This is a genomic window from Sporolactobacillus putidus (assembly GCF_014647035.1).
Classification (GTDB): Bacteria; Bacillota; Bacilli; order Bacillales; family Sporolactobacillaceae; genus Sporolactobacillus; species Sporolactobacillus putidus.
This window is the reverse complement of the sequence record NZ_BMOK01000001.1, coordinates 113,601-133,078: the sequence shown is the minus strand read 5'-3', so window position 1 is coordinate 133,078 and position 19,478 is coordinate 113,601. Positions and strand designations below refer to the sequence as shown.

The 19,478-nt window shown below is 49.3% G+C and carries 23 protein-coding genes; 22 read left to right on the top strand and 1 reads right to left on the bottom strand.

What is annotated here, in order from left to right:
- Positions 1–202: 202 nt before the first annotated feature.
- The 14 genes from radC to obgE all read left to right on the top strand — a co-directional run bounded on the left by radC (position 203) and on the right by obgE (position 11,302).
- Entirely contained in the window at positions 203–889 is a 687-nt protein-coding gene (gene radC / locus IEX81_RS00740; RefSeq protein WP_308424052.1) for a RadC family protein, read from the top strand.
- Positions 890–961: 72 nt separating this feature from the next.
- Complete coding sequence (locus IEX81_RS00735) at positions 962–2,005, top strand: rod shape-determining protein (RefSeq protein WP_188800820.1); 1,044 nt, start codon at positions 962–964, stop codon at positions 2,003–2,005.
- A 37-nt stretch (positions 2,006–2,042) separates the two neighbouring features.
- Positions 2,043–2,909, top strand: coding sequence for a rod shape-determining protein MreC (gene mreC, locus IEX81_RS00730; protein ID WP_188800818.1), 867 nt, complete (start codon positions 2,043–2,045; stop codon positions 2,907–2,909).
- Complete coding sequence (mreD, locus tag IEX81_RS00725) at positions 2,906–3,421, top strand: rod shape-determining protein MreD (RefSeq protein ID WP_188800816.1); 516 nt, start codon at positions 2,906–2,908, stop codon at positions 3,419–3,421. Before mreC ends, mreD begins: the two co-directional genes overlap by 4 nt.
- 110 nt (positions 3,422–3,531) lie before the next feature.
- Positions 3,532–4,224: a septum site-determining protein MinC gene (gene minC, locus IEX81_RS00720; RefSeq protein WP_188800814.1), complete on the top strand. Its 693-nt coding sequence runs from the start codon at positions 3,532–3,534 to the stop codon at positions 4,222–4,224.
- 28 nt (positions 4,225–4,252) lie between these two features.
- Entirely contained in the window at positions 4,253–5,050 is a 798-nt protein-coding gene (gene minD, locus IEX81_RS00715) for a septum site-determining protein MinD (protein WP_188800812.1), read from the top strand.
- Between the two features lie 201 nt (positions 5,051–5,251).
- Positions 5,252–6,031 carry a M23 family metallopeptidase gene (locus IEX81_RS00710; protein WP_188800810.1) on the top strand — a complete coding sequence of 260 codons (780 nt, stop codon included), beginning with the start codon at positions 5,252–5,254 and terminating at the stop codon, positions 6,029–6,031.
- Positions 6,024–6,872 carry a M50 family metallopeptidase gene (locus IEX81_RS00705; RefSeq protein ID WP_188800808.1) on the top strand — a complete coding sequence of 283 codons (849 nt, stop codon included), beginning with the start codon at positions 6,024–6,026 and terminating at the stop codon, positions 6,870–6,872. Before IEX81_RS00710 ends, IEX81_RS00705 begins: the two co-directional genes overlap by 8 nt.
- Positions 6,873–6,951: 79 nt before the next feature.
- Entirely contained in the window at positions 6,952–8,109 is a 1,158-nt protein-coding gene (locus IEX81_RS00700) for a ribonuclease E/G (protein ID WP_188800806.1), read from the top strand.
- Positions 8,110–8,339: 230 nt separating this feature from the next.
- Positions 8,340–8,648, top strand: a complete 309-nt coding sequence (gene rplU / locus IEX81_RS00695; protein ID WP_188800804.1) for a 50S ribosomal protein L21 — start codon at positions 8,340–8,342, stop codon at positions 8,646–8,648.
- 11 nt (positions 8,649–8,659) lie between these two features.
- Positions 8,660–9,013, top strand: a complete 354-nt coding sequence (locus IEX81_RS00690; RefSeq protein WP_188800802.1) for a ribosomal-processing cysteine protease Prp — start codon at positions 8,660–8,662, stop codon at positions 9,011–9,013.
- Positions 9,000–9,296: a 50S ribosomal protein L27 gene (rpmA, locus tag IEX81_RS00685; protein ID WP_188800800.1), complete on the top strand. Its 297-nt coding sequence runs from the start codon at positions 9,000–9,002 to the stop codon at positions 9,294–9,296. Before IEX81_RS00690 ends, rpmA begins: the two co-directional genes overlap by 14 nt.
- A 186-nt stretch (positions 9,297–9,482) precedes the next feature.
- A complete protein-coding gene (locus tag IEX81_RS00680) occupies positions 9,483–10,037 on the top strand; it encodes a Spo0B C-terminal domain-containing protein (RefSeq protein WP_188800798.1) in 555 nt (184 codons plus the stop codon).
- The gene (obgE, locus tag IEX81_RS00675) at positions 10,019–11,302 is read left to right on the top strand and encodes a GTPase ObgE (protein WP_188800796.1); all 1,284 of its coding nucleotides are present in this window, start codon (positions 10,019–10,021) and stop codon (positions 11,300–11,302) included. The genes IEX81_RS00680 and obgE overlap by 19 nt, the downstream gene beginning before the upstream one ends.
- A 70-nt stretch (positions 11,303–11,372) precedes the next feature.
- On the opposite strand, the gene IEX81_RS00670 is transcribed toward obgE, so the two are convergent.
- Positions 11,373–11,909: a transcription repressor NadR gene (locus tag IEX81_RS00670; RefSeq protein WP_188800794.1), complete on the bottom strand. Its 537-nt coding sequence runs from the start codon at positions 11,907–11,909 to the stop codon at positions 11,373–11,375.
- Between the two features lie 204 nt (positions 11,910–12,113).
- Here IEX81_RS00670 and IEX81_RS00665 point away from each other — a divergent pair, with 204 nt between their 5' ends.
- The 8 genes from IEX81_RS00665 (at position 12,114) to tgt (ending at position 19,462) form a co-directional block, all read left to right on the top strand.
- Complete coding sequence (locus IEX81_RS00665) at positions 12,114–13,475, top strand: LysM peptidoglycan-binding domain-containing protein (RefSeq protein WP_188800792.1); 1,362 nt, start codon at positions 12,114–12,116, stop codon at positions 13,473–13,475.
- 101 nt (positions 13,476–13,576) lie between these two features.
- Positions 13,577–14,161, top strand: a complete 585-nt coding sequence (locus tag IEX81_RS00660; protein ID WP_229727413.1) for a YhcN/YlaJ family sporulation lipoprotein — start codon at positions 13,577–13,579, stop codon at positions 14,159–14,161.
- 149 nt (positions 14,162–14,310) lie between these two features.
- Entirely contained in the window at positions 14,311–15,036 is a 726-nt protein-coding gene (locus IEX81_RS00655; protein ID WP_188800790.1) for a YebC/PmpR family DNA-binding transcriptional regulator, read from the top strand.
- Positions 15,037–15,430: 394 nt separating this feature from the next.
- The gene (gene ruvA / locus IEX81_RS00650) at positions 15,431–16,027 is read left to right on the top strand and encodes a Holliday junction branch migration protein RuvA (RefSeq protein ID WP_188800788.1); all 597 of its coding nucleotides are present in this window, start codon (positions 15,431–15,433) and stop codon (positions 16,025–16,027) included.
- Positions 16,028–16,045: 18 nt separating this feature from the next.
- Entirely contained in the window at positions 16,046–17,047 is a 1,002-nt protein-coding gene (gene ruvB / locus IEX81_RS00645) for a Holliday junction branch migration DNA helicase RuvB (protein WP_188800786.1), read from the top strand.
- A gap of 5 nt (positions 17,048–17,052) precedes the next feature.
- A complete protein-coding gene (locus IEX81_RS00640; protein ID WP_188800784.1) occupies positions 17,053–17,253 on the top strand; it encodes a DUF2905 domain-containing protein in 201 nt (66 codons plus the stop codon).
- A gap of 23 nt (positions 17,254–17,276) precedes the next feature.
- A complete protein-coding gene (gene queA / locus IEX81_RS00635) occupies positions 17,277–18,323 on the top strand; it encodes a tRNA preQ1(34) S-adenosylmethionine ribosyltransferase-isomerase QueA (protein WP_188800782.1) in 1,047 nt (348 codons plus the stop codon).
- Positions 18,320–19,462, top strand: coding sequence for a tRNA guanosine(34) transglycosylase Tgt (tgt, locus tag IEX81_RS00630; RefSeq protein WP_188800780.1), 1,143 nt, complete (start codon positions 18,320–18,322; stop codon positions 19,460–19,462). Before queA ends, tgt begins: the two co-directional genes overlap by 4 nt.
- Positions 19,463–19,478 lie beyond the last annotated feature (16 nt).

Sequence of the window (19,478 nt, the reverse complement as noted above, 5' to 3'; positions counted from 1 at the left end):
AATTAATAAGACACGTTTTTAAAATATATTGTCATAAATGAAAGAATCTCGTCGAAAATAAATAAAGACAGCGATAAAAGTCATCTTTTTCCGAACTTTTCTCTCTGCAGAAATCTGCTGAAAGAGGTATGTTAAGACCAAACAGCAGCGGCGCGGATTGCCGGAAAATGGGTAATCGGCCGAGCGGAGGGAGAATCGATAGATGAGTGAAAACGTGATGATGAAAGATGTGCCGAATGAAGACCGGCCGAGGGAACGGCTGATCCGGGATGGAGCGGACTCGCTGTCGAATCAGGAGCTGCTCGCCATCATCCTCCGTTCAGGCACAAAAAACGAGTCGGTGCTCCAGCTTTCAGGAAGGCTCATCAGCCACTTTGAAGGACTGGATCTTCTGAGAGATGCCAGTGTGGAAGAACTGCGAAAGGTACGGGGCATCGGAACAGCCAAGGCGGTTCAGCTGCTCGCGAGTTTCGAAGTGGGCAGGCGCATGGCCCGTTTGCGCAGCGATACGCATTATACGGTCCGCTCACCGGAAGACGGCGCCAACTTCGTCATGGAAGAAATGCGGATTCTGAAACAGGAACACTTCATCGCTCTTTTCCTGAATACCAAAAACCAGGTCCTTCATAAGACAACGATCTTCATCGGCAGTCTTAATGCATCTATTGTCCATCCCCGCGAGGTCTTTAAAGAAGCCGTCAGACGGTCGGCTGCGGCGATCATCTGCTTCCACAACCACCCGAGCGGGGATCCGTCACCCAGCCGGGAAGATATTGAGGTGACAAAAAGGCTGGTTTCGTGCGGGAAAATATTAGGTGTCGATATGCTGGATCACATAGTGATCGGGGACAGAAAATTTGTCAGTCTCAAGCAAAAAGGTATGATGTAGCTCTATGTTTTTAAGAATAACTAATATATAATTAATGTTATGAGTTTCGCAACTTGAAGGGAGATTACATAGATGTTTGGCGGATTTTCAAGAGATATGGGGATAGACCTCGGAACGGCGAACACGCTTGTATACGTTAAAGGAAAAGGTGTCGTCGTCAGAGAGCCGTCCGTTGTGGCATTGCATACAGATACAGGAGTAATCGAGGCTGTTGGAAGCCCCGCTAAAAATATGATCGGCAGAACACCTGGCAATATCGTCGCGGTCCGGCCGATGAAAGACGGCGTGATCGCCGATTTCGACACGACGGCAACGATGATGAAATATTTTATTAACGAGGCTCAGAAGCAGCGTTCAATGTTTTCGCGCAAACCCAATGTGATGGTCTGTGTGCCGTCGGGTATTACGGCTGTGGAAAAGCGGGCGGTGGAAGACGCCACAAAGCAGGCGGGCGCAAGGGAAGCGTACACCATTGAGGAACCTTTTGCCGCCGCAGTCGGCGCGGATCTTCCGGTCTGGGAACCGACCGGAAGCATGGTCGTCGATATCGGAGGCGGGACGACGGAAGTGGCGATCATTTCACTTGGCGGCATTGTCACCAGCCAGTCGATCCGGGTAGCCGGAGACGATATGGATGAAGCGGTCATTCAATATATCAAAAAGACGTACAACCTGATGATCGGCGAACGGACGGCGGAAACTTTGAAAATTCAGATCGGATCCGCTGGCCAATCTGAGGAGCTTGAAGGCACCTCGATGGAGATACGCGGGCGAGATCTCTTGACGGGACTTCCGAAAACCATTGAAGTAACGGGGAAAGAAGTGGCTGCGGCGCTGAGGGACACGGTCAATAAGATCGTTGAGGCTGTGAAAGTGACACTTGAAAAAACGCCCCCGGAACTGGCTGCGGATATTATGGACAGAGGAATTGTGCTGACGGGCGGCGGCGCGCTTCTGAATAATCTCGACCACGTGCTGAGCGACGAGACCAAGATGCCAGTGGTTGTTGCGGAAAACCCTCTGGATTGTGTGGCTATCGGTACGGGCCGTTCTTTGGAAAACATGCATCTTTTCCGCTCAAAATCGAAAATAACCACATCCTTTAACAGAAAATGATTGTTAAATTAATGTAACAGACTAAGCGGGTGTATTCATGCCTTCATTTTTTTCAAACAAAAAACTGATTGTTCTTCTCACAAGCCTTGTCGTTCTGATTGTGCTGATCAGCTACTCGCTCAGACAGGGGAACAAGTCGACTTGGCCGGAACAATTCGTACAGGACACGGTGGGATGGTTTCAATATGTGGTGAATGTACCCGCTCAATATGCAGCGGGTTTCTTTCAGAATGTAAGCGATATTGGGAACGCGTATAAGGAAAATCAGAAACTAAAGGCGGACCTGGCCGACTATGCAAGAGTCGAACAGGAGAACCGGGACATCACTCAGAGATACAATGATTTGAAGAAACTGATGAATATGCAAAACAGTCCCGATCTTTTTAATTTTATTAAGCATCCGGCCGTAGTAATCGGACGTTCCTATGATCAGTGGAATCAGATTGTGACCGTGGACAAAGGCCGGCTTGACGGCATCCGGCCCGGCATGTCGGTTATTGCTCCCGGCGGACTGATCGGCACGATTAGCCGGACGGGCAATTTTACCAGTGAAGTTTCGCTTATTTCCGACAATCAAAATGTCAATCAAATTTCCGCCATCATTCAGAATACAAAAACTTACGGAATGATCGAAGGATACAATGCGAATAACGGCCGGCTTTTGTTTCAAAAAATCCCGCTCAGTTCCAACGTCAAAAAAGGCCAGGTTGTGACAACATCCGGACTCAGCGACATGTATCCCAGCGGCCTTATGATCGGCACCGTCACTTCTGTCTCCACGGATCAGTATGGCCTGACGAAAGCGGCGGAGGTGAAACCTTCTGCAAATCTCAATGACCTGACTTCGGTCATCATTGTTGAGCGAAAGGCGAAAACGCCGGGTTCGGGAGGGACGCTTAATTGAAACAGCTGAAACTTTTTATTATTCTATTTCTGCTTTTTCTTACTCAGGGAACGATTCTGACCCGTCTTCCATTTGGGACGATCTGGAAGCCTGTTCAGATTGTTCCTGATTTTTTGTTTGTTGCCTTGCTTATGGTCTCTTTTTTTGCCGGCAGCAAATTGGGAATGAGGTACGCTGTTTTTTTCGGCCTGCTGACTGACCTGATATATACATCGGTCATCGGGGTATATGCATTCAGCATGACCCTTGCGGTCTATCTTGTTTCTTCCGCCGCCCGGTGGCTGAATCTGAACACGGCGACTGTTATGCTGCTGACGGGTCTCGGAGTCTGCCTGCTTCAGGCTGAAGTGTATGTGATCTATTTGACGATCGGGCTGACTGCTCAGCAGCCGCTGGACTTTCTCCGGTGGCGCCTTCCGGCAACTTTTTTGCTTAATGCAGTTTTCGCGTTAGCAATCTATCATCCGTTTCATCGTTTTCTGCGAAGCATGGCGGAACTGGATGAGAAATAGAGAATCCCGTCTGTGCCTGTCCGGTCTGACTTCTTTGGATTGGGATACGTTAAAAGAAGGATTTCCCAAGCTTCTTATTGAATATCAACATATCGAGGTGAATAATCCCGATGTCAATCAAACAGCCTCTTGTCACGATGAAAGGAAGAAAAGACGGACTTGTACTGGTTATGGATGATACGTGTGCCTATGAAGCACTGCTTCATGAATTGAAGGAGAAATTGTCCGTTAATCAGCAGCTTTACAAGGAAGGACCTGTGACTTCGGTCAAGGTTCAGGTAGGGAACCGTTATATCAGCGAATCCCAGCGTTCAGAACTGATGGCGATCATTCGGTCGTTTGATCATTTGAAAGTTGACGATATATGGTCAAATGTGCTGACACGTGAAGAATTTGAGACAGAAAAATCGAAGGAGAAAATAGTTTCTGTGGCCCGGATAATCCGGTCCGGTCAGGTCCTCTCGGTGGAGGGCGATTTACTGCTGATCGGCGACGTGAACCCGGGTGGAGTGGTTTCGGCAACCGGAAATATTTTTGTGCTCGGAGCGCTTCGGGGTATCGCTTCTGCAGGAACGCCCGGAAATGAACAGAACTCAGTGATTGCGGCTTCGATTATGAAACCAACGCAGCTGAAAATCGGGCGGATCATCAGCAGAACCGCTGAAGAACCCGCGAATGAAATGAAAAATGATCATGTGCTGGAGTGCGCTTATGTTGACCTCTCTGTCGGCAAGATTGTGATCGACCGTCTCCAAGCCGTCTTGAAAAAGAGCCATTTGTCTTTACTGCTCAAGATGCCGTAAATCTTTATAAAGCAGAGGGGTGTTAACCATGGGGGAAGCAATCGTTATAACTTCAGGCAAGGGCGGTGTCGGGAAAACAACAACATCTGCAAATATCGGTACGGTTCTGGCGCTTCAAGGCAAAAAAGTGTGCCTTGTAGATACAGATATCGGCCTGCGTAATCTGGACGTTGTCATGGGGCTTGAAAACCGTATCATTTACGACCTTGTTGACGTGACTTGCGGACGGTGCAAATTAAGCCAGGCACTCGTGAAAGACAAGCGTTTTGACTGCCTTAACCTTCTTCCGGCAGCGCAGACAACAGATAAGAATTCTGTTGCGCCCGATGAAATGAAAAAGATTGTCGATGAACTCAAAGCGGATTTTGACTATGTTATCATTGACTGTCCGGCCGGTATCGAACGCGGTTTTCAGAACGCGGTAGCCGGCGCGGATCATGCGATTGTGGTCACGACTCCGGAAATATCGTCGGTTCGTGATGCGGACCGGGTTATCGGCCTGCTGGAACAGGAGAAAAAGATTACCCCTCCCCGTTTGGTTATTAACCGCATTCGCCAGCACATGATTAAAAACGGTGGAATGCTCGATATCGACGAAATTATGAATATACTGGCTATCGATCTTCTCGGCATCGTTTTAGACGACGATGATGTCATTTCTTTTTCGAACAAAGGGGAACCGATTGCTCTGGACCCTTCTTCAAAAGCGGCACAGGCTTACCGCAACATCGGGCGGCGCATTCTTGGTGAAACGGTTCCTTTAATGGTCATCGAGGAAAAAAGCGGTTTTTTCCATAGATTCAAAAGTTTACTGGGCATGAGATAACAGAAGCAAGCATACGAAACCGCTGCCGCTGGAAAAATCCTTCCTAATGACGGCAGCGGCTTTTTCATACTAAACTAATAAGAAAAGCTATGGCTTAGCCGGCACCGAAGAATGGGCTTCGCCAAGTTTTCTAATGGATCATAATTCTCCCGCACCGCGCATACAATGCTTGAAAAAGGACAAGCGGGAAGGAAGAAGGAAATGAATGGTTACGATGATTATAAAAAGAGGCATCGGGAACGAAGCAGGAAAGCCCTTCAGGCGATGCGTCCGCCCGGACTTCCGCCTGCGCGTGATTTGATCAGCCCTTATGACCGGTATGCTCAGCCGAACGACATTGAAAAGGATCGGCGTCCGCCTCTATCGCTTGCCCGCCGTTTTCTAATCCAGTGTCTGATCTCCGCGCTTCTTTTCTCATCGGTCTATTGGATTGAACAAAATAAAAGTTCGCGTCTGCTTCCCGTCAAACAATCCATTGTGACGGCGCTGACTCAGGAATTTCAGTTTGCCGCCGTTTCCGGCTGGTATGAAAAAAACCTGGGGCAGCCTGTCGGCTTTCTCCCCGGTTTATTTGGCGGAAATAAGGGAAACCAGGCGGCTTCCGGATCTTCCTCAAAGAATAAGAACGGTGCTTTTGCCGAACCGGTTACCGGACAGGTACAGGATCGCTTTAACAGTCAGACAAACGGGATCACAGTAGCCACGTCTCCGAATTCGGCCGTCGAGGCCGTTAAAGATGGACTGGTCGTGTTCGTCGGCCAGAAGAACAAAATAGGGAAAACCGTTATTATTCAGCATCAGAACAGCGATGAATCGTGGTACGGAGAACTGAACCAGGTCGACGTCAAGGTTTATGATTTCGTTAAACAGGGTCAGAAAATAGGGACAACCGGGGGCGGAAATAAACGAGGAACGTTTTATTTTGCACTGAAGAAGGGCCAGAAGTTCATCGACCCCATTCAGGTGATGTCCTTTGATTAATTTTCTGATTTCAAAAATCAGAATTCACCCATTGCTTTGGCTTGTCATTGCTGCAGGCATCGTGACCGGTCATTTTTGGGAAACGGCGATCGCCTTCATCATTGTTCTGATCCATGAGTGCGGACATGCCGCTGCCGCGCTTTATTTTGGATGGAACGTCACATCGATAGAACTGCTGCCTTTTGGGGGCGTGGCCAAAATCGATGAGGAAGAAGAGCATTCTTTCAGGCAGGAGTGTCTGGTCGTTCTGGCCGGGCCGCTCCAGCATGTTTGGCTGCCTCTCCTTTCCCCTGTTCTTTCCGTGCTGCCGTTTTGGGATGGTACCATGCACCAATTGTTTATCAATCAGAACAACGCTCTGCTGCTTTTCAACATGCTGCCGATCTGGCCCCTGGACGGCGGCAGGCTGCTGCATCTCTTTCTGCAGAAAAACTATCCGTTTAAATCGGCATATGAAAAGGTGCTTTTGCTCTCACTGACAGCGCTCATGTTGTTCAGTCTGATCACTCTGTATTTTCTTCCTTTTTCAGCAAATTTATGGATTGTTATTCTGTTTATTCTGTTGTCTCTTTACAAAGAACGCCGCGCACTTTCCTTTCGCTTTCTCCGTTTTCTGCTGGCCATTTCCCGCAGGAAGAAACCGTGCCCGAAAATCAGAAATCTGATCGTTCAGCCGGACACGCCGATTCTCTCCGTCTTCTCAAAATTTTATAGGAATGCCGAGCACAGGATAAAAATTGAGGGAAATGCCCGGAAAACCATCGATGGAAGGGCGCTTGCTTCCGCTTACTTTAGCGGACGTGCAGCAGGGACAACGGTCGATGAATACGTATCCGATTGACGGGCAGAACGCCGCTGTATTGCGCCCGATCCCTGTTTTTGCGATAATTGTGTGAAAGAGCGGGAGAAAAGGTGATTCTGTGTGTGAAAAAAACTATACAATTGTCGTTGATAAAGAAGAAAAAGGTGTTCGTGCCGCTCTTCTGAAAAATGACGATGTTCTCTCTTTTTATTTTCAATCATCCTCGGGTGAGGTCAGAGCCGGGGATATTTGTCTTGGGCGGGTATCCGGCAGCCGGATTCATCAGATAGGCTGGTTCATGGACCTGGGGCATGGACAGAGCGGATTCCTGCCCGGGAATAAAATCGCATCCGGACATCATCCGGAACCCGGGGAACTCCGCATCGTTCAGGTTGAGAAAGAGGAGAGTGCCGGCAAAGTGGCCGGGCTCACGGAACAAGTCCAAATCGTCGGCAAAGGGATGATCTATCTTCCTCTCGGAGGCTATACTGCTGTTTCGCATAAAATCAGGGAGCACCGCGAGCTCTTACGGAAACAGGTTTCGAGCTGGTGCGTCCCCCCTGAAGGTGCGATTGTCCGTACAACGGGTGCGCGGATGAGCATCGAACAGCTTTATGGCGAGTTTCAGGAACTGAAAGCGCAATGGGAGAAAATCAGGGAAGACAGCGGCCGGATGAGCGATTCGGGATTGATCAGACGGCAGCTGTCCTTTATCGCGTGGATATTAAACGAAAATCATTTTCCTCCATCCTGTACCGTCTACACCAATCAGTTTCTTGCAGAAACCGGACTGCCGAATCATACATCGGTCGTCTATCAGCCGGAAGAGGAGAATCTCTTCGCTCGTCATGGCTTGTACGGCATTTATGAAGCATCTTCGCGCCCCCTTGTCCCTCTTCGCAACGGTGCGTCGCTGGTTATTGATTATACTGAAGCGCTAACAGCGATCGATGTGAACTCCGGATCCACGGTATTCCGGCAGGGATGGGAGACCACGGCTTTTGACATTAACTGCATGGCCGCGCGCGAGATTGCGAGGCAGCTCAGGCTCAGGGAGATAGGCGGCATGATCGTCGTTGATTTTCTTCACCTGAATGATAACGACAACAAGGAGAAAGTGCTTGACTATTTGAAAGAAGCGGTCTGTGACGATCCGGCCACTGTAAAAATTTTCGGCTATACAAGACTTGGACTCGTTGAACTGACAAGAAAAAGACGGCGGTTCGGATTAATGGACAGGGTCATAACGCAGCAGAGGCAAAAAGGATTCCGTTGACAGAACGTGACAAACTGTGATAACATATCTTTGTCATTGCTTAAGGATGACAGGAATAGGAGCATCTCGCTCCAACCGCACGAAAAAGGCGAGAGAGATTCTGTCTGAAAGGCGGAAAAGAGGCGTGCACAGCGATCCTCTGCACGGTCCGACATCTTTTGGCACTCTCTGTTAAATGCCTGGGGCTGCCTTATTTTGGCGAGTCTGAGATAATAAAGGAGGTGCATCAAATGTACGCAATCATTGAAACGGGCGGAAAGCAACTGAAGGTTGAGGAAGGCCAGTCGATTGTTATTGAAAAGCTTGTTGCTGAAGCCGGCGATACGGTGACTTTTGACAAGGTGCTCTTCATCGGCGGCGAAGATGTCAAAGTCGGAGCTCCGACGGTTGAAGGTGCCAGTGTCACTGCAAAAGTCGTTGAACAGGGCCGAGACAAGAAAATCGTTATTTTCAAGTTCAAAAAGAGAAAGCATTACCGCCGCAAGCAAGGACACAGACAGCCGTTTACAAAGGTCACGATCGAAAAAATCAATGCATAAGGGTGAGAAGCATGATAACCCTTACTGTTGATCGCAATCTTAAGCGGGAGATCACAGCTTTTAAAATGACCGGACATGCCGGCAGCGGACCTTACGGTTACGATCTTGTCTGTGCGGCAGTCTCTGCCGTATCATTCGGGGCTTTAAACGCTGTCGAGTCGCTTACGGGAGCCAGAATGAAGGTAACGCAGGCGGAAGCCGGAGGTTTTCTTGAGTGTATCTGCCCGAAAACAACGACGGATGCTTGGGATAAAATGCAGCTGATTCTGGAAGCAATGCTCGTATCCATGCAGACAATTGAAACATCCTACGGGAACTATATAAAAATCTATGATGAAGGAGGTGTTGACCATGTTGAGACTTGATCTGCAATACTTTTCATCCAAAAAAGGTGTCGGCAGCACCAAGAACGGACGTGACTCCATCGCAAAGCGCCTTGGCGCCAAGAGAGCGGACGGTCAGTTGGTGACGAGCGGCTCAATCCTGTTCCGCCAGCGCGGCACGAAGATTTATCCGGGAACAAATGTCGGCCGTGGCGGAGACGATACGCTGTTTGCGAAAGCAGACGGAATTGTGAGGTTTGAAAAATTCGGTCGTGATCGTAAAAAGGTCAGTGTTTATCCGGCGGCTGCTGTTATAGAGGCATGATTGTGCTCCCAAAATGAATTCTGAGAATAAAACGATATAGTAAAGAGGCGGGCAGTTTTTTGCGTGTGCAAAGAATCGCCCGCCGCTTTTTGTCTATCCGGCAACGATAACGGGTTCCGGTTATCCGGTCACCCGTTTTTTCTGATATACTATAGGGCAAGGTATGATTCGGGAGGGGAGACGGCGATGTTCGATGAAAAGACGGGTGTAAAATTGATCAGCTCCGCCAGACACGCGCTGCTCAATGATCTGCAGCTGATCAAAGGGTATCTTTACATGCAGCAGCCGGAGAAAGCGAATTTAGTCATGGATCGGATGACGGACAATTTGCGTAATCAGGCCCGTCTGTCCCATCTGCAAATTCCGAAATGCACTTTTTTTCTTGTGACTTACAGCTGGGCTCCCCATTCTTTTCAGCTTTCATTTGAAGTATCCGGCCCTGAAAAAAATCTTGCGTGGCACGATCAGGAGCTGACGGAGTTTTTTCAGAAACTGCTTTTGCTCCTTGAAGAACAGGCGTCGGAAATGACGGACAACTTTGTCAGAATCCTTTTTGAAATTGAGGAGTCAGCGGTAAATGTTCACGTCATCCACACAGGAAAACTGATCCGAATAAAAGAAGCACAGGAAAAGCTTATGGCAATTAAACTGCATCAATCTTTAAAATGGGTCAAACACTATATAACAAATGACAGTGTCAACGGAAGAACGAGGTGGGTCATGTGTTTGTCGATCAAGTAACCATATACGTCAAGGGCGGAGACGGCGGCAACGGAATGGTTGCCTTCAGACGTGAAAAATATGTGCCCGACGGCGGTCCGGCCGGCGGAGACGGCGGAAAGGGAGCGGATGTCGTTTTTGAAGTGAACGAAGGACTGAGGACACTGATGGATTTCCGCTACAAGCGTCATTTTAAAGGAGAAAAAGGGGAGAACGGCCGGCCGAAAAATCAACATGGCAGGAACGCGAAGAATCTGACCGTGTTTGTCCCGCCGGGAACGGTTGTCCGGGACAGTACAACAAATGAAATTCTTGCCGATCTGACCGAAAACGGGCAGCAGGCGGTCGTTGCAAGAGGAGGAAGAGGCGGCAGAGGCAATTCCCGTTTTGCCACGCCGGCCAACCCGGCACCGTATATCTCAGAAAACGGTGAACCCGGCGAAGAACGGGAGATCCAGCTTGAACTTAAATTGCTCGCAGACGCGGGTATGGTCGGTTTTCCGAGCGTCGGGAAATCGACATTGCTCGCCGCCGTCACGTCAGCCAGGCCGAAAATTGCCGCTTATCATTTTACGACACTCGTCCCCAATCTTGGCGTGGTTGCCCTCGGAGAAGGGAGAGGCTTTGTCATTGCCGACCTGCCGGGCCTGATCGAGGGTGCGAGCAAAGGAGCAGGACTTGGCTACCAGTTTCTGCGCCATATTGAACGCACGCGGGTCATTGTTCATGTCGTTGATATGTCGGGCAGCGAGGGACGGGATCCCTATGAAGATTTTAAAAAAATAAATGAAGAATTGAAAAGTTATCAATGGCGTTTGCTCGAACGGCCCCAGGTTGTTGCCGCAAGCAAAATGGATATGCCGGAAGCCCAAAAGAATCTGGAGAATTTCATAAAAAAGATTGACAAGGACATTCCGGTCTTTCCGGTCTCCTCAGTGACCCGTTCCGGACTGGACGCTCTGATGGAAAAGGTTTATGAACTGATCGAAAAAACGCCATTATTTCCGCTGGAGGAAACGTCCGAAGAGGATCATCCGTCCGTTTATCGCCTGGATCAGCCTGAGGCACCTTTTGTGATCACGAAAGATAAAGACGGCATCTTTAATGTGTCCGGCCCGAAAGTGGAGCTGCTGTTCAAAATGACAAACTTTCACCATGATGAAGCAATCCGCCGGTTCGCGAGGCAGCTGCGCGGCATGGGTGTGGATGATGCTTTGAAAGAAAAAGGTGTCGAGGAAGGCGACACGGTCCGCATCATGGATTACGAATTTGAATATACGGACTGAATCGCTTAAGGGCGGAAGCGGGCCGCTCCGCAAGAACAAAAAAAGCATGTCGCCTGAGCAAAAAAGCGGGTTATAATAAATAACCCGCTTTTTTCAATAAATGTACAGCAGCATCCAGACGGTCATTAGAAGGAGCTTCCAGTTTATGAAGATGAACGCCGCCTGTTAGCGATGAGAGAAGAGATGCTCCTGTCTGTTCCAGCTTGCTGATGAAGCGGCTGACATCCATTCGGTTGCGGATCATCAGAGATCCGGTGATTTCTCCGTAGAAGGGATGTTCAACGGTTACGTCAATCACCGTCACGCCGCAGTCAACAATCAGATTCAGTTCATCTTCGGTTTGCTGCATGGTGTGCCGGCAGGCAATCGTCCGTGTTTTCATTTCCGGCTCCGATTTTGTCAGAAACAGATAGCCTTGTGACGTCGCTATAATCGGAAATTCTTTCGCTTTGAGCAAGGAAATATCCTGAACAATGACCTGGCGGCTGACATCCATCCGGTCAGCCAGCTCGCTTCCTGTGACCGGTTCGGATGATTGCCGTAAAAGTTCAAGGATCAGTTTTCGCCTCTCGCCCCCGGATCTGCGTTTATCTTTTGTCTGGTTCATTGTTAACACTCCACGATTGTTGTTTGCTTTCCATTATAATCAATTTTCGGGAATTCTGCACGCCGCGCGCCGTCCGCGACCGGGCAGAGCGGCAAATGAAGATGCCCCGTCTTTTTTGGATGAATGCTCTTTTCTGTGAAAGAGTGGCAAAACGCCCAGCCGTGCCATATATATAGAATGACTTTCACAGGAGGGATGGAAACCGTGAAATTGTATGTTGTTCAAAAAGACGATACGATGGCGGAAATTGCGCGTAAACACGGCATGACAATTGATGCGTTCAGAAAGATGAATACAGAATTGACAGACGGCAAACTGGCTCAGGGAATGAAAGTAAAAGTGGCTGTCGGCAAGCAGCCGTTAAAACATTTGGAACAGGAAACCCGTTCGGAAAAAGCAAAACAGCCCTCAAAAGCACAGGTGCCGCAAATGAAAGCAGCCGTCCAGGCCCAGCCGAAACCTGTCGCGCCGGCAGCTGCACCGATTGCAAAGCCGAAAACACCGATTGGGTCTCAAACGATGAATGTGGCCCCACAGCCGAATGTTCAGGGCATGAAAAAGCCGGCTGCCGCCCCGGCCGCTGTAAAAAGTGAAGGAAATGCGGTTAAGGCACCGGCGCAGCAGGCTGATTTTTCAAAGGTATTCTATCCAAAAGAAAGCCAGTATCCGATGACTGAAGGAATGTCAGGATACTGGAATCAGCCGGGCGGTGCAGCGCAGCCTGCAAATACCGGAAAACAACCCTATTCTCCCGCTGCACAAGGATACCCGGTCATGCCTGCCGGTCCAGCGCCTCAAATGAACCCGTACTACCCGTTATCCGCGGAGAGTCAGGTAAGTCCGGCCTATCAGGCAGGTCCTTCGGGTCCGTATTATCCTGCTCCGGCTGCTCAGGGCTATCCGGAGAATCCCAACGTTGCGGGGCTGCAGATGGCCCCGTACTATCCGCTGAGCCCGGCGTCACCGGCGGTTCCTCCGAATCCGTATTATCCGGCACCGATGGAGAATCCGGCGGTTAATCCGGCTTCTTATGTAAGCCCGTATTCTCCGGCAGCAAATGAAAATGCCGTGAAACCGTATAATCCTGCGGTACAAGGCAAATCGGCAAAACCGGCGAAGAGTCCGGCACAACAAGTGAATCCTGCCTTGTTTTCACAAGGGCCCATACATGTAGACCAGCCTTACACACCGGCCAATGCACCCGGTGTCCAGAGTCCGGCGGTCTCACCATGGACGAATCCTGAAATGATGGGGCCAACGACCACCGCCCCCGCTTTTCAAGAACCGGGCGCTCAAGTCCAGACTTTGCCGGATTATACAACAGCGGGGAAAGCAGGATCTCCCGCTCCGGGAGCAATCGGAGGCTACCCCTATCCTTATATGCCGGGCTTGAAAAATCCGGAGCAGCCCTGCGGGTGCGGCGGCCCTGTCCAATCGGCACTTTACCCGCCGTATTCGCCTGTCGGCTATTATGGAGGGAACCAGCCTCCGCAGCCGGTTCCCTATACGGCAACATCGCCTGCTTATCAGCCGGGGCAAACGATCCCATCGCAAAAAAAGAAATAAAGATGAGTGTTTTTCCAAAATATGTTAAATTAACGGTAAAAATTCATAAGCGTAAAACCCCCCGCTGCCACACATGATATTTTGTGAAGGGGGGTTTTATAGTGAAAAAAACAATGAGTGCACTTGGTATTGCGCTCGCGGTGAGCGGCATACTTTCCGGCTGCAGGGCGGATAATGCTGCGTACTACAATCCGAACGCGCCGCGCGACGTAAACTATCGAATGGACAATCGCTACAATCCGAATGCTGCAGTCAATCCGAATCCGGTTACTCCGGCTCCGACCGATTTTACCAATACGAATCAGACGAATCCATATGATCGTGTAGGCTATAAATCGGACCGGAGCCTGGCAAAAAGGATCGCCGATAAGGCGAATACTGTCAACGGGATTGCCCAGACCCACGTTGTTGTGACAAACGCCAACGTGGTGATCGGAGCAGTTCCCGATCGGGGCCGGACGGATACGGCAAAATTGAGAAAAGAAATTACGTCTGCTGTCCAACCGCTCGCCGGAAACAGAACGGTTTACGTGTCAACCGACAATCGTTATGTGCAGAGGATTACGGCGGCCGAAACGAATTTCAATGCCGGAAAGGGAATGCGTGAAGTGAGTACCGACATCGTCGGAATCATTGACGATCTTTCCAGAGCCGTAAAGCGTCCGTTTCAAAACAACACGAAATAAAATCGTATAACAAAACTAAGGGCAGGGAGAAATCCTTGCTCTTTTTTTAAAAGTTAAAAATATGTATAATGGTAACGGAAATGGGTTTGGTTATTGCACGACAGTTTCTGCGGCATTTTAGAAGAGCATTGATGAAAGGGGAACAAAGTATGTCTGGACATTCCAAGTGGAATAACATACAGCATAAAAAAAATGCAATGGATGCGATTCGCGGCAAGGCATTTATGAAATTGTCTAAAGATATTTTTCTGGAAGCGAAACGGGGCGGCGGCGACCCGGAAATGAACGCCGGGCTGAGGCACGCGATTGAAAAGGCAAAGGCGGCCAATATGCCCAATGATAATATTTCCCGGGCAATTAAGAAAGCAGCCGGGAATCTTGACGGAGTTACCTATGATGAAATTACCTACGAGGGTTACGGTCCGGGCGGTGTGGCGGTCATGGTCGATGTGTTGACCGACAACCGCAACCGGTCGGCTTCAGAAATCCGCCATGCCTTTACGAAAAGCGGCGGTAATCTTGGCGAATCGGGAAGCGTCGCTTTCATGTTTGATAAACAAGGCATTATTGAAATTGAAGTGACAGAAGATCTTGATGAGGATCAGGTGATGATGGACGCGATCGATGCAGGCGCGGACGATTTGAAAACCGAGGACGACACGTTTATCATCACGACGGCTCCCGAGACCCATGAGGAGGTCAAACGGGCGCTTGAAGATAAAGGTTACGAGATCGACCGGGCTGAGGTAGCAAGGGTTCCGAAGACGAAAACAGCTTTAACCGGCACGGATCTTGAAAAAATGGAAGCCTTACTGGATGCTCTGGAAAATAACGATGACGTTCAGGACATTTACAGCAATCTTGAGGATGCCTGATTATTTTTACTGTATGCGTGATGCAATACCCAAACAGCACATTTTTCCGAAAGAAGCGGAATTACGGGGACATTCGGTCAGGAATGTCCTTTTCCTTGTTGGAGCAACTTCGCCCGGATTGGGAGCAACTTCCGAATTGGGATAAACTTTATATGATTTCGGAGCAACTTGATGTAATTTAGGATTAACTTTTATTTGTTTCGGAGCAACTTTACCCGGATTGGGAACAATTTTCCGGATTGGGATAAACTTTCGCCGGATTCGGAACAGTGTTCAAAAATGGGGCAGCTCCTCTCGTTCTCATTTTTGTGGTATCTCTTCAGCTTATGTTATGATGTAAAATGAATGACTTTTGAATTTGTGTATAAAAATGAACGGATGAGGAGCTAAGCTTGTGTTCGACTATATACGGGGATTGCTGACTTATCTTTCCGGAAACGGTATTGTTCTTGAACAGGGGGGCATCGGTTATCGGATTGTCTGTGCCAATCCGTTCAGCTATCAGCCATTGATGAATCGTGAAACAACCCTTTATCTGTATCAGTATCTTCGTGAAGATGCCAACGTATTGTATGGTTTTAAAACGCGTGAGGAGCGTGAGCTTTTTGTCAGGCTGCTGACCGTTTCCGGCATCGGTCCGAAAAGTGCGCTTGCTATTCTGGCTACGGACCAGCCGGAACGAATCATACAGGCCATCGAAGCGGAAGATGACCGTTACCTCACCCGGTTTCCGGGAGTCGGCAAGAAGACGGCGGGACAGATTGTTTTGGATTTAAAAGGAAAATTAAAAGATTTTGCCGTCCAGGAAGAAAAAGCTGGTGAAGAACCTTCAGAAAATGGAAATCATGCGCTGACGGAAGCACTGGACGCTTTAAAAACGCTCGGGTATTCGGATAAGGAAATAAGCCGCATGATTCCCACACTTAAAAAACAGGACCTGTCGGCAGAAAATTATCTTAAAGAAGCCCTTCGCTTAATGATGAAGGCGTAAAAGGAGGGAGTGAAGACGGTGGAAGAAAACCGGCTGCTTTCGAGTGAATCAACCCTTGAAGATCAGGGGATCGAGAAATCGATCCGGCCGTCGGATCTGGAGCATTACATTGGCCAGGAAGCCATTAAAAAAAATCTGAAAATCTTTATAAAGGCCGCCAAAGGACGTAATGAGCCCCTGGACCACGTGCTGCTCTACGGCCCTCCCGGCCTTGGAAAAACGACTTTGGCCATGATTATTGCGGCTGAAATGGGTGCCGGCATCCGGACAACATCCGGCCCCGCTCTTGAGCGACCCGGGGATCTGGCTGCGGTGCTGTCTTCGCTTGAGCCGGGAGATGTTCTGTTTATCGATGAGATTCACCGGCTCAGCCGTCATGTTGAGGAAATTCTTTATCCAGCAATGGAAGACTTCTGCATGGACATCATCGTCGGCAAAGACGATACGGCGCATTCGGTCCGCCTGAATCTGCCTCCCTTTACTCTTGTAGGCGCAACAACAAGGGCGGGCTATCTCTCGCCCCCCCTTCGCGACCGTTTCGGCGTCATCAACAGGCTGCAATATTACAGCCCTGCTGAACTCTCGCTTATTGTTAAAAGAACGGCATCTGTCCTTGACGCCAAGATTGACGGTGAGGCTTGCGACGAGATTTCCCGCCGCTCCAGGGGAACACCGCGCATCGCCAACCGTCTCCTGAGGAGAATCCGCGATTTTGCCCAAGTCGAGATGGGCGGGGTCATTGACCGAAACGCGGCTCGGATCGGGCTGAGCCGGCTTCAGGTGGACGAAATGGGCCTGGATCGGGTCGATCATCAGCTGCTTATGGGGATCATCAGCAAATTTGGCGGCGGACCTGTCGGGCTGGATACGATTGCAGCAGCTATCGGGGAGGAGAGACACACGATCGAAGACGTCTATGAACCGTATCTGCTGCAAATCGGTTTTATGCAGAGAACGCCGAGGGGCCGAGTTGTCACCGATCACGCTTACAAACATTTCAATATGGAAAAGGGAGGCTGACCGCCATGGGAGATTTAGGCAGAATTCTGATGATAACGGGTGCCGTGCTCTTCGTGATCGGACTTTGCTGGCCATTGATCGGCCGTCTCCCCGGTGACATCTTTATCAAAAAGGGAAATGTCACGGTTATGTTTCCTATTGTCACTTGTATTGTTATCAGCATAGTTTTATCACTGATTTTTTACATTATTAATCATTTTCGTTAATTGAAAGAGAGTGCGTAAAGAACATGGATGTTTCAGATTTTGATTATGAACTGCCGCAGGAACTGATCGCTCAGACGCCGCTTAAGGATCGTGCAGCGTCAAGGCTGATGGTGATTAACCCGAATAAAGACAGGATCGCGCACCATCATTTCAGCGAAATCATCGACTACCTGAATCCCGGCGACTGCCTGGTTCTGAATGATACGAAAGTGCTGCCCGCCAGGCTGATCGGGCATAAAGAAGATACAGGTGCCAAGATTGAACTGCTCCTGTTGAAACAGACAGAGGGCGATTCGTGGGAGTGCCTGGTAAAACCGGCAAAAAGGGTGCATGAAGGGGTACAGATACAATTCGGCGACGGCAAACTTGAAGCCGTCTGTGCTGAAGAACTCGATGAAGGCCGGCGAATCGTGACTTTTCATTATAAAGGTATTTTCTATGAAGTGCTTGAGGAACTTGGAAAAATGCCACTGCCGCCCTATATTAAAGAGCAGCTGGATGATCCCGATCTCTATCAGACGGTGTATGCGAAACACCGCGGATCGGCAGCTGCGCCGACGGCCGGCCTGCATTTTACAAAAGAACTGCTTGCTGAAATCGAAAAAAAAGGGATCCACATCGTTTTTATTACGCTGCATGTCGGACTCGGCACATTCAGACCGGTTAAAGTGGACAGAATAGAAGAACATACTATGCATTCGGAATTTTATCAGATGACGAAGGATGCTGCGGACACGCTGACCCGGGTGAGACGGGAAGGAAAGCGCGTGATCGCGTGCGGAACGACGGTCATTCGGACGTTGGAGACCATTACGGCAAAGTTCGGCGGCGAATTCCAAGAGGCTTCCGGCTGGACTGACATATTCATTTATCCAGGTTATCAATACAAGGCCGTCGATGGCATGATTACGAATTTTCACCTGCCAAAATCCACCCTGATTATGCTTGTCAGTGCTTTTGCCGGAAGAGATTTTGTTTTGAAGGCCTATCGTGAAGCCGTTAAAGAGAAATATCGTTTCTTCAGTTTCGGCGATGCAATGTTCATTGAGGAAGGAATTCAAACGAGATGAGTGCAGCGGTAACGTATGAATTGATTAAGACAGAAAAGAATACCGGCGCGCGGCTCGGCAGACTGCACACCCCTCACGGCACCTTTGAAACCCCGATGTTCATGCCGGTCGGAACGCAGGCCACGGTCAAGACGATGAGCCCGCGTGAGCTGAAAGAAATGGGTGCTGGCGTAATCTTGAGCAATACCTACCATTTGTGGCTTCGCCCCGGCGAGGAGATTGTAGAAGAAGCCGGGGGGCTGCATCGGTTCATGAACTGGGATCAGGGAATTCTGACCGACTCCGGCGGTTTCCAGGTTTTCAGTTTAAGCAAGCTGAGAGATATTAGTGAAGAGGGTGTACATTTCCGTAATCACTTGAATGGGGAAAAGCTCTTTCTCACGCCTGAAAAATCGATCGCTATTCAAAACGCGCTCGGTTCGGATATCATGATGGCATTCGATGAATGTCCTCCGTACCCTTGTACGTACGACTACATGAAGGAGTCGGCCGAGCGGACGAGCCGCTGGGCTGAGCGCTGTCTTAGGGCAAATAAACATCCGGAAAGACAGTCGCTCTTCGGTATTGTTCAGGGCGGCGGTTATAAAGATCTGCGGAAACAGTCGGCTGCCGATTTAACTTCCCTCGATTTTCCGGGGTACGCCATCGGCGGCTTGTCTGTCGGCGAGCCTAAGGAAACGATGAATGAAATACTTGCTTTTACCACTCCGCTTCTTCCAGCGGATAAGCCGAGATATCTGATGGGTGTCGGTTCTCCGGATTCATTGATCGACGGCGCCATTCGCGGAATCGATATGTTCGACTGCGTGCTTCCGACGCGTATTGCCCGGAACGGGACATGCATGACGGAACACGGTCGGCTGGTTATCCGTAATGCAAAGTACGCGCGCGATTTCCGGCCAATCGACGAGCACTGCGACTGTTCCGTGTGCCGTTCGTATTCAAGAGCTTATATTCGTCATTTGGTAAAAGCAAACGAAACATTCGGATTTCGCTTAACGACTTACCATAATCTTTATTTTTTGATAAAATTAATGAAGCGTGTCCGATCGGCGATTCTGGAAGATCGGCTTCTTGAATTCAAAGAAACCTTCTTTGAATCGTACGGTTTTAATAAACCAGATGCGAAAAACTTTTAAGGGTTGAAAGGGAGGC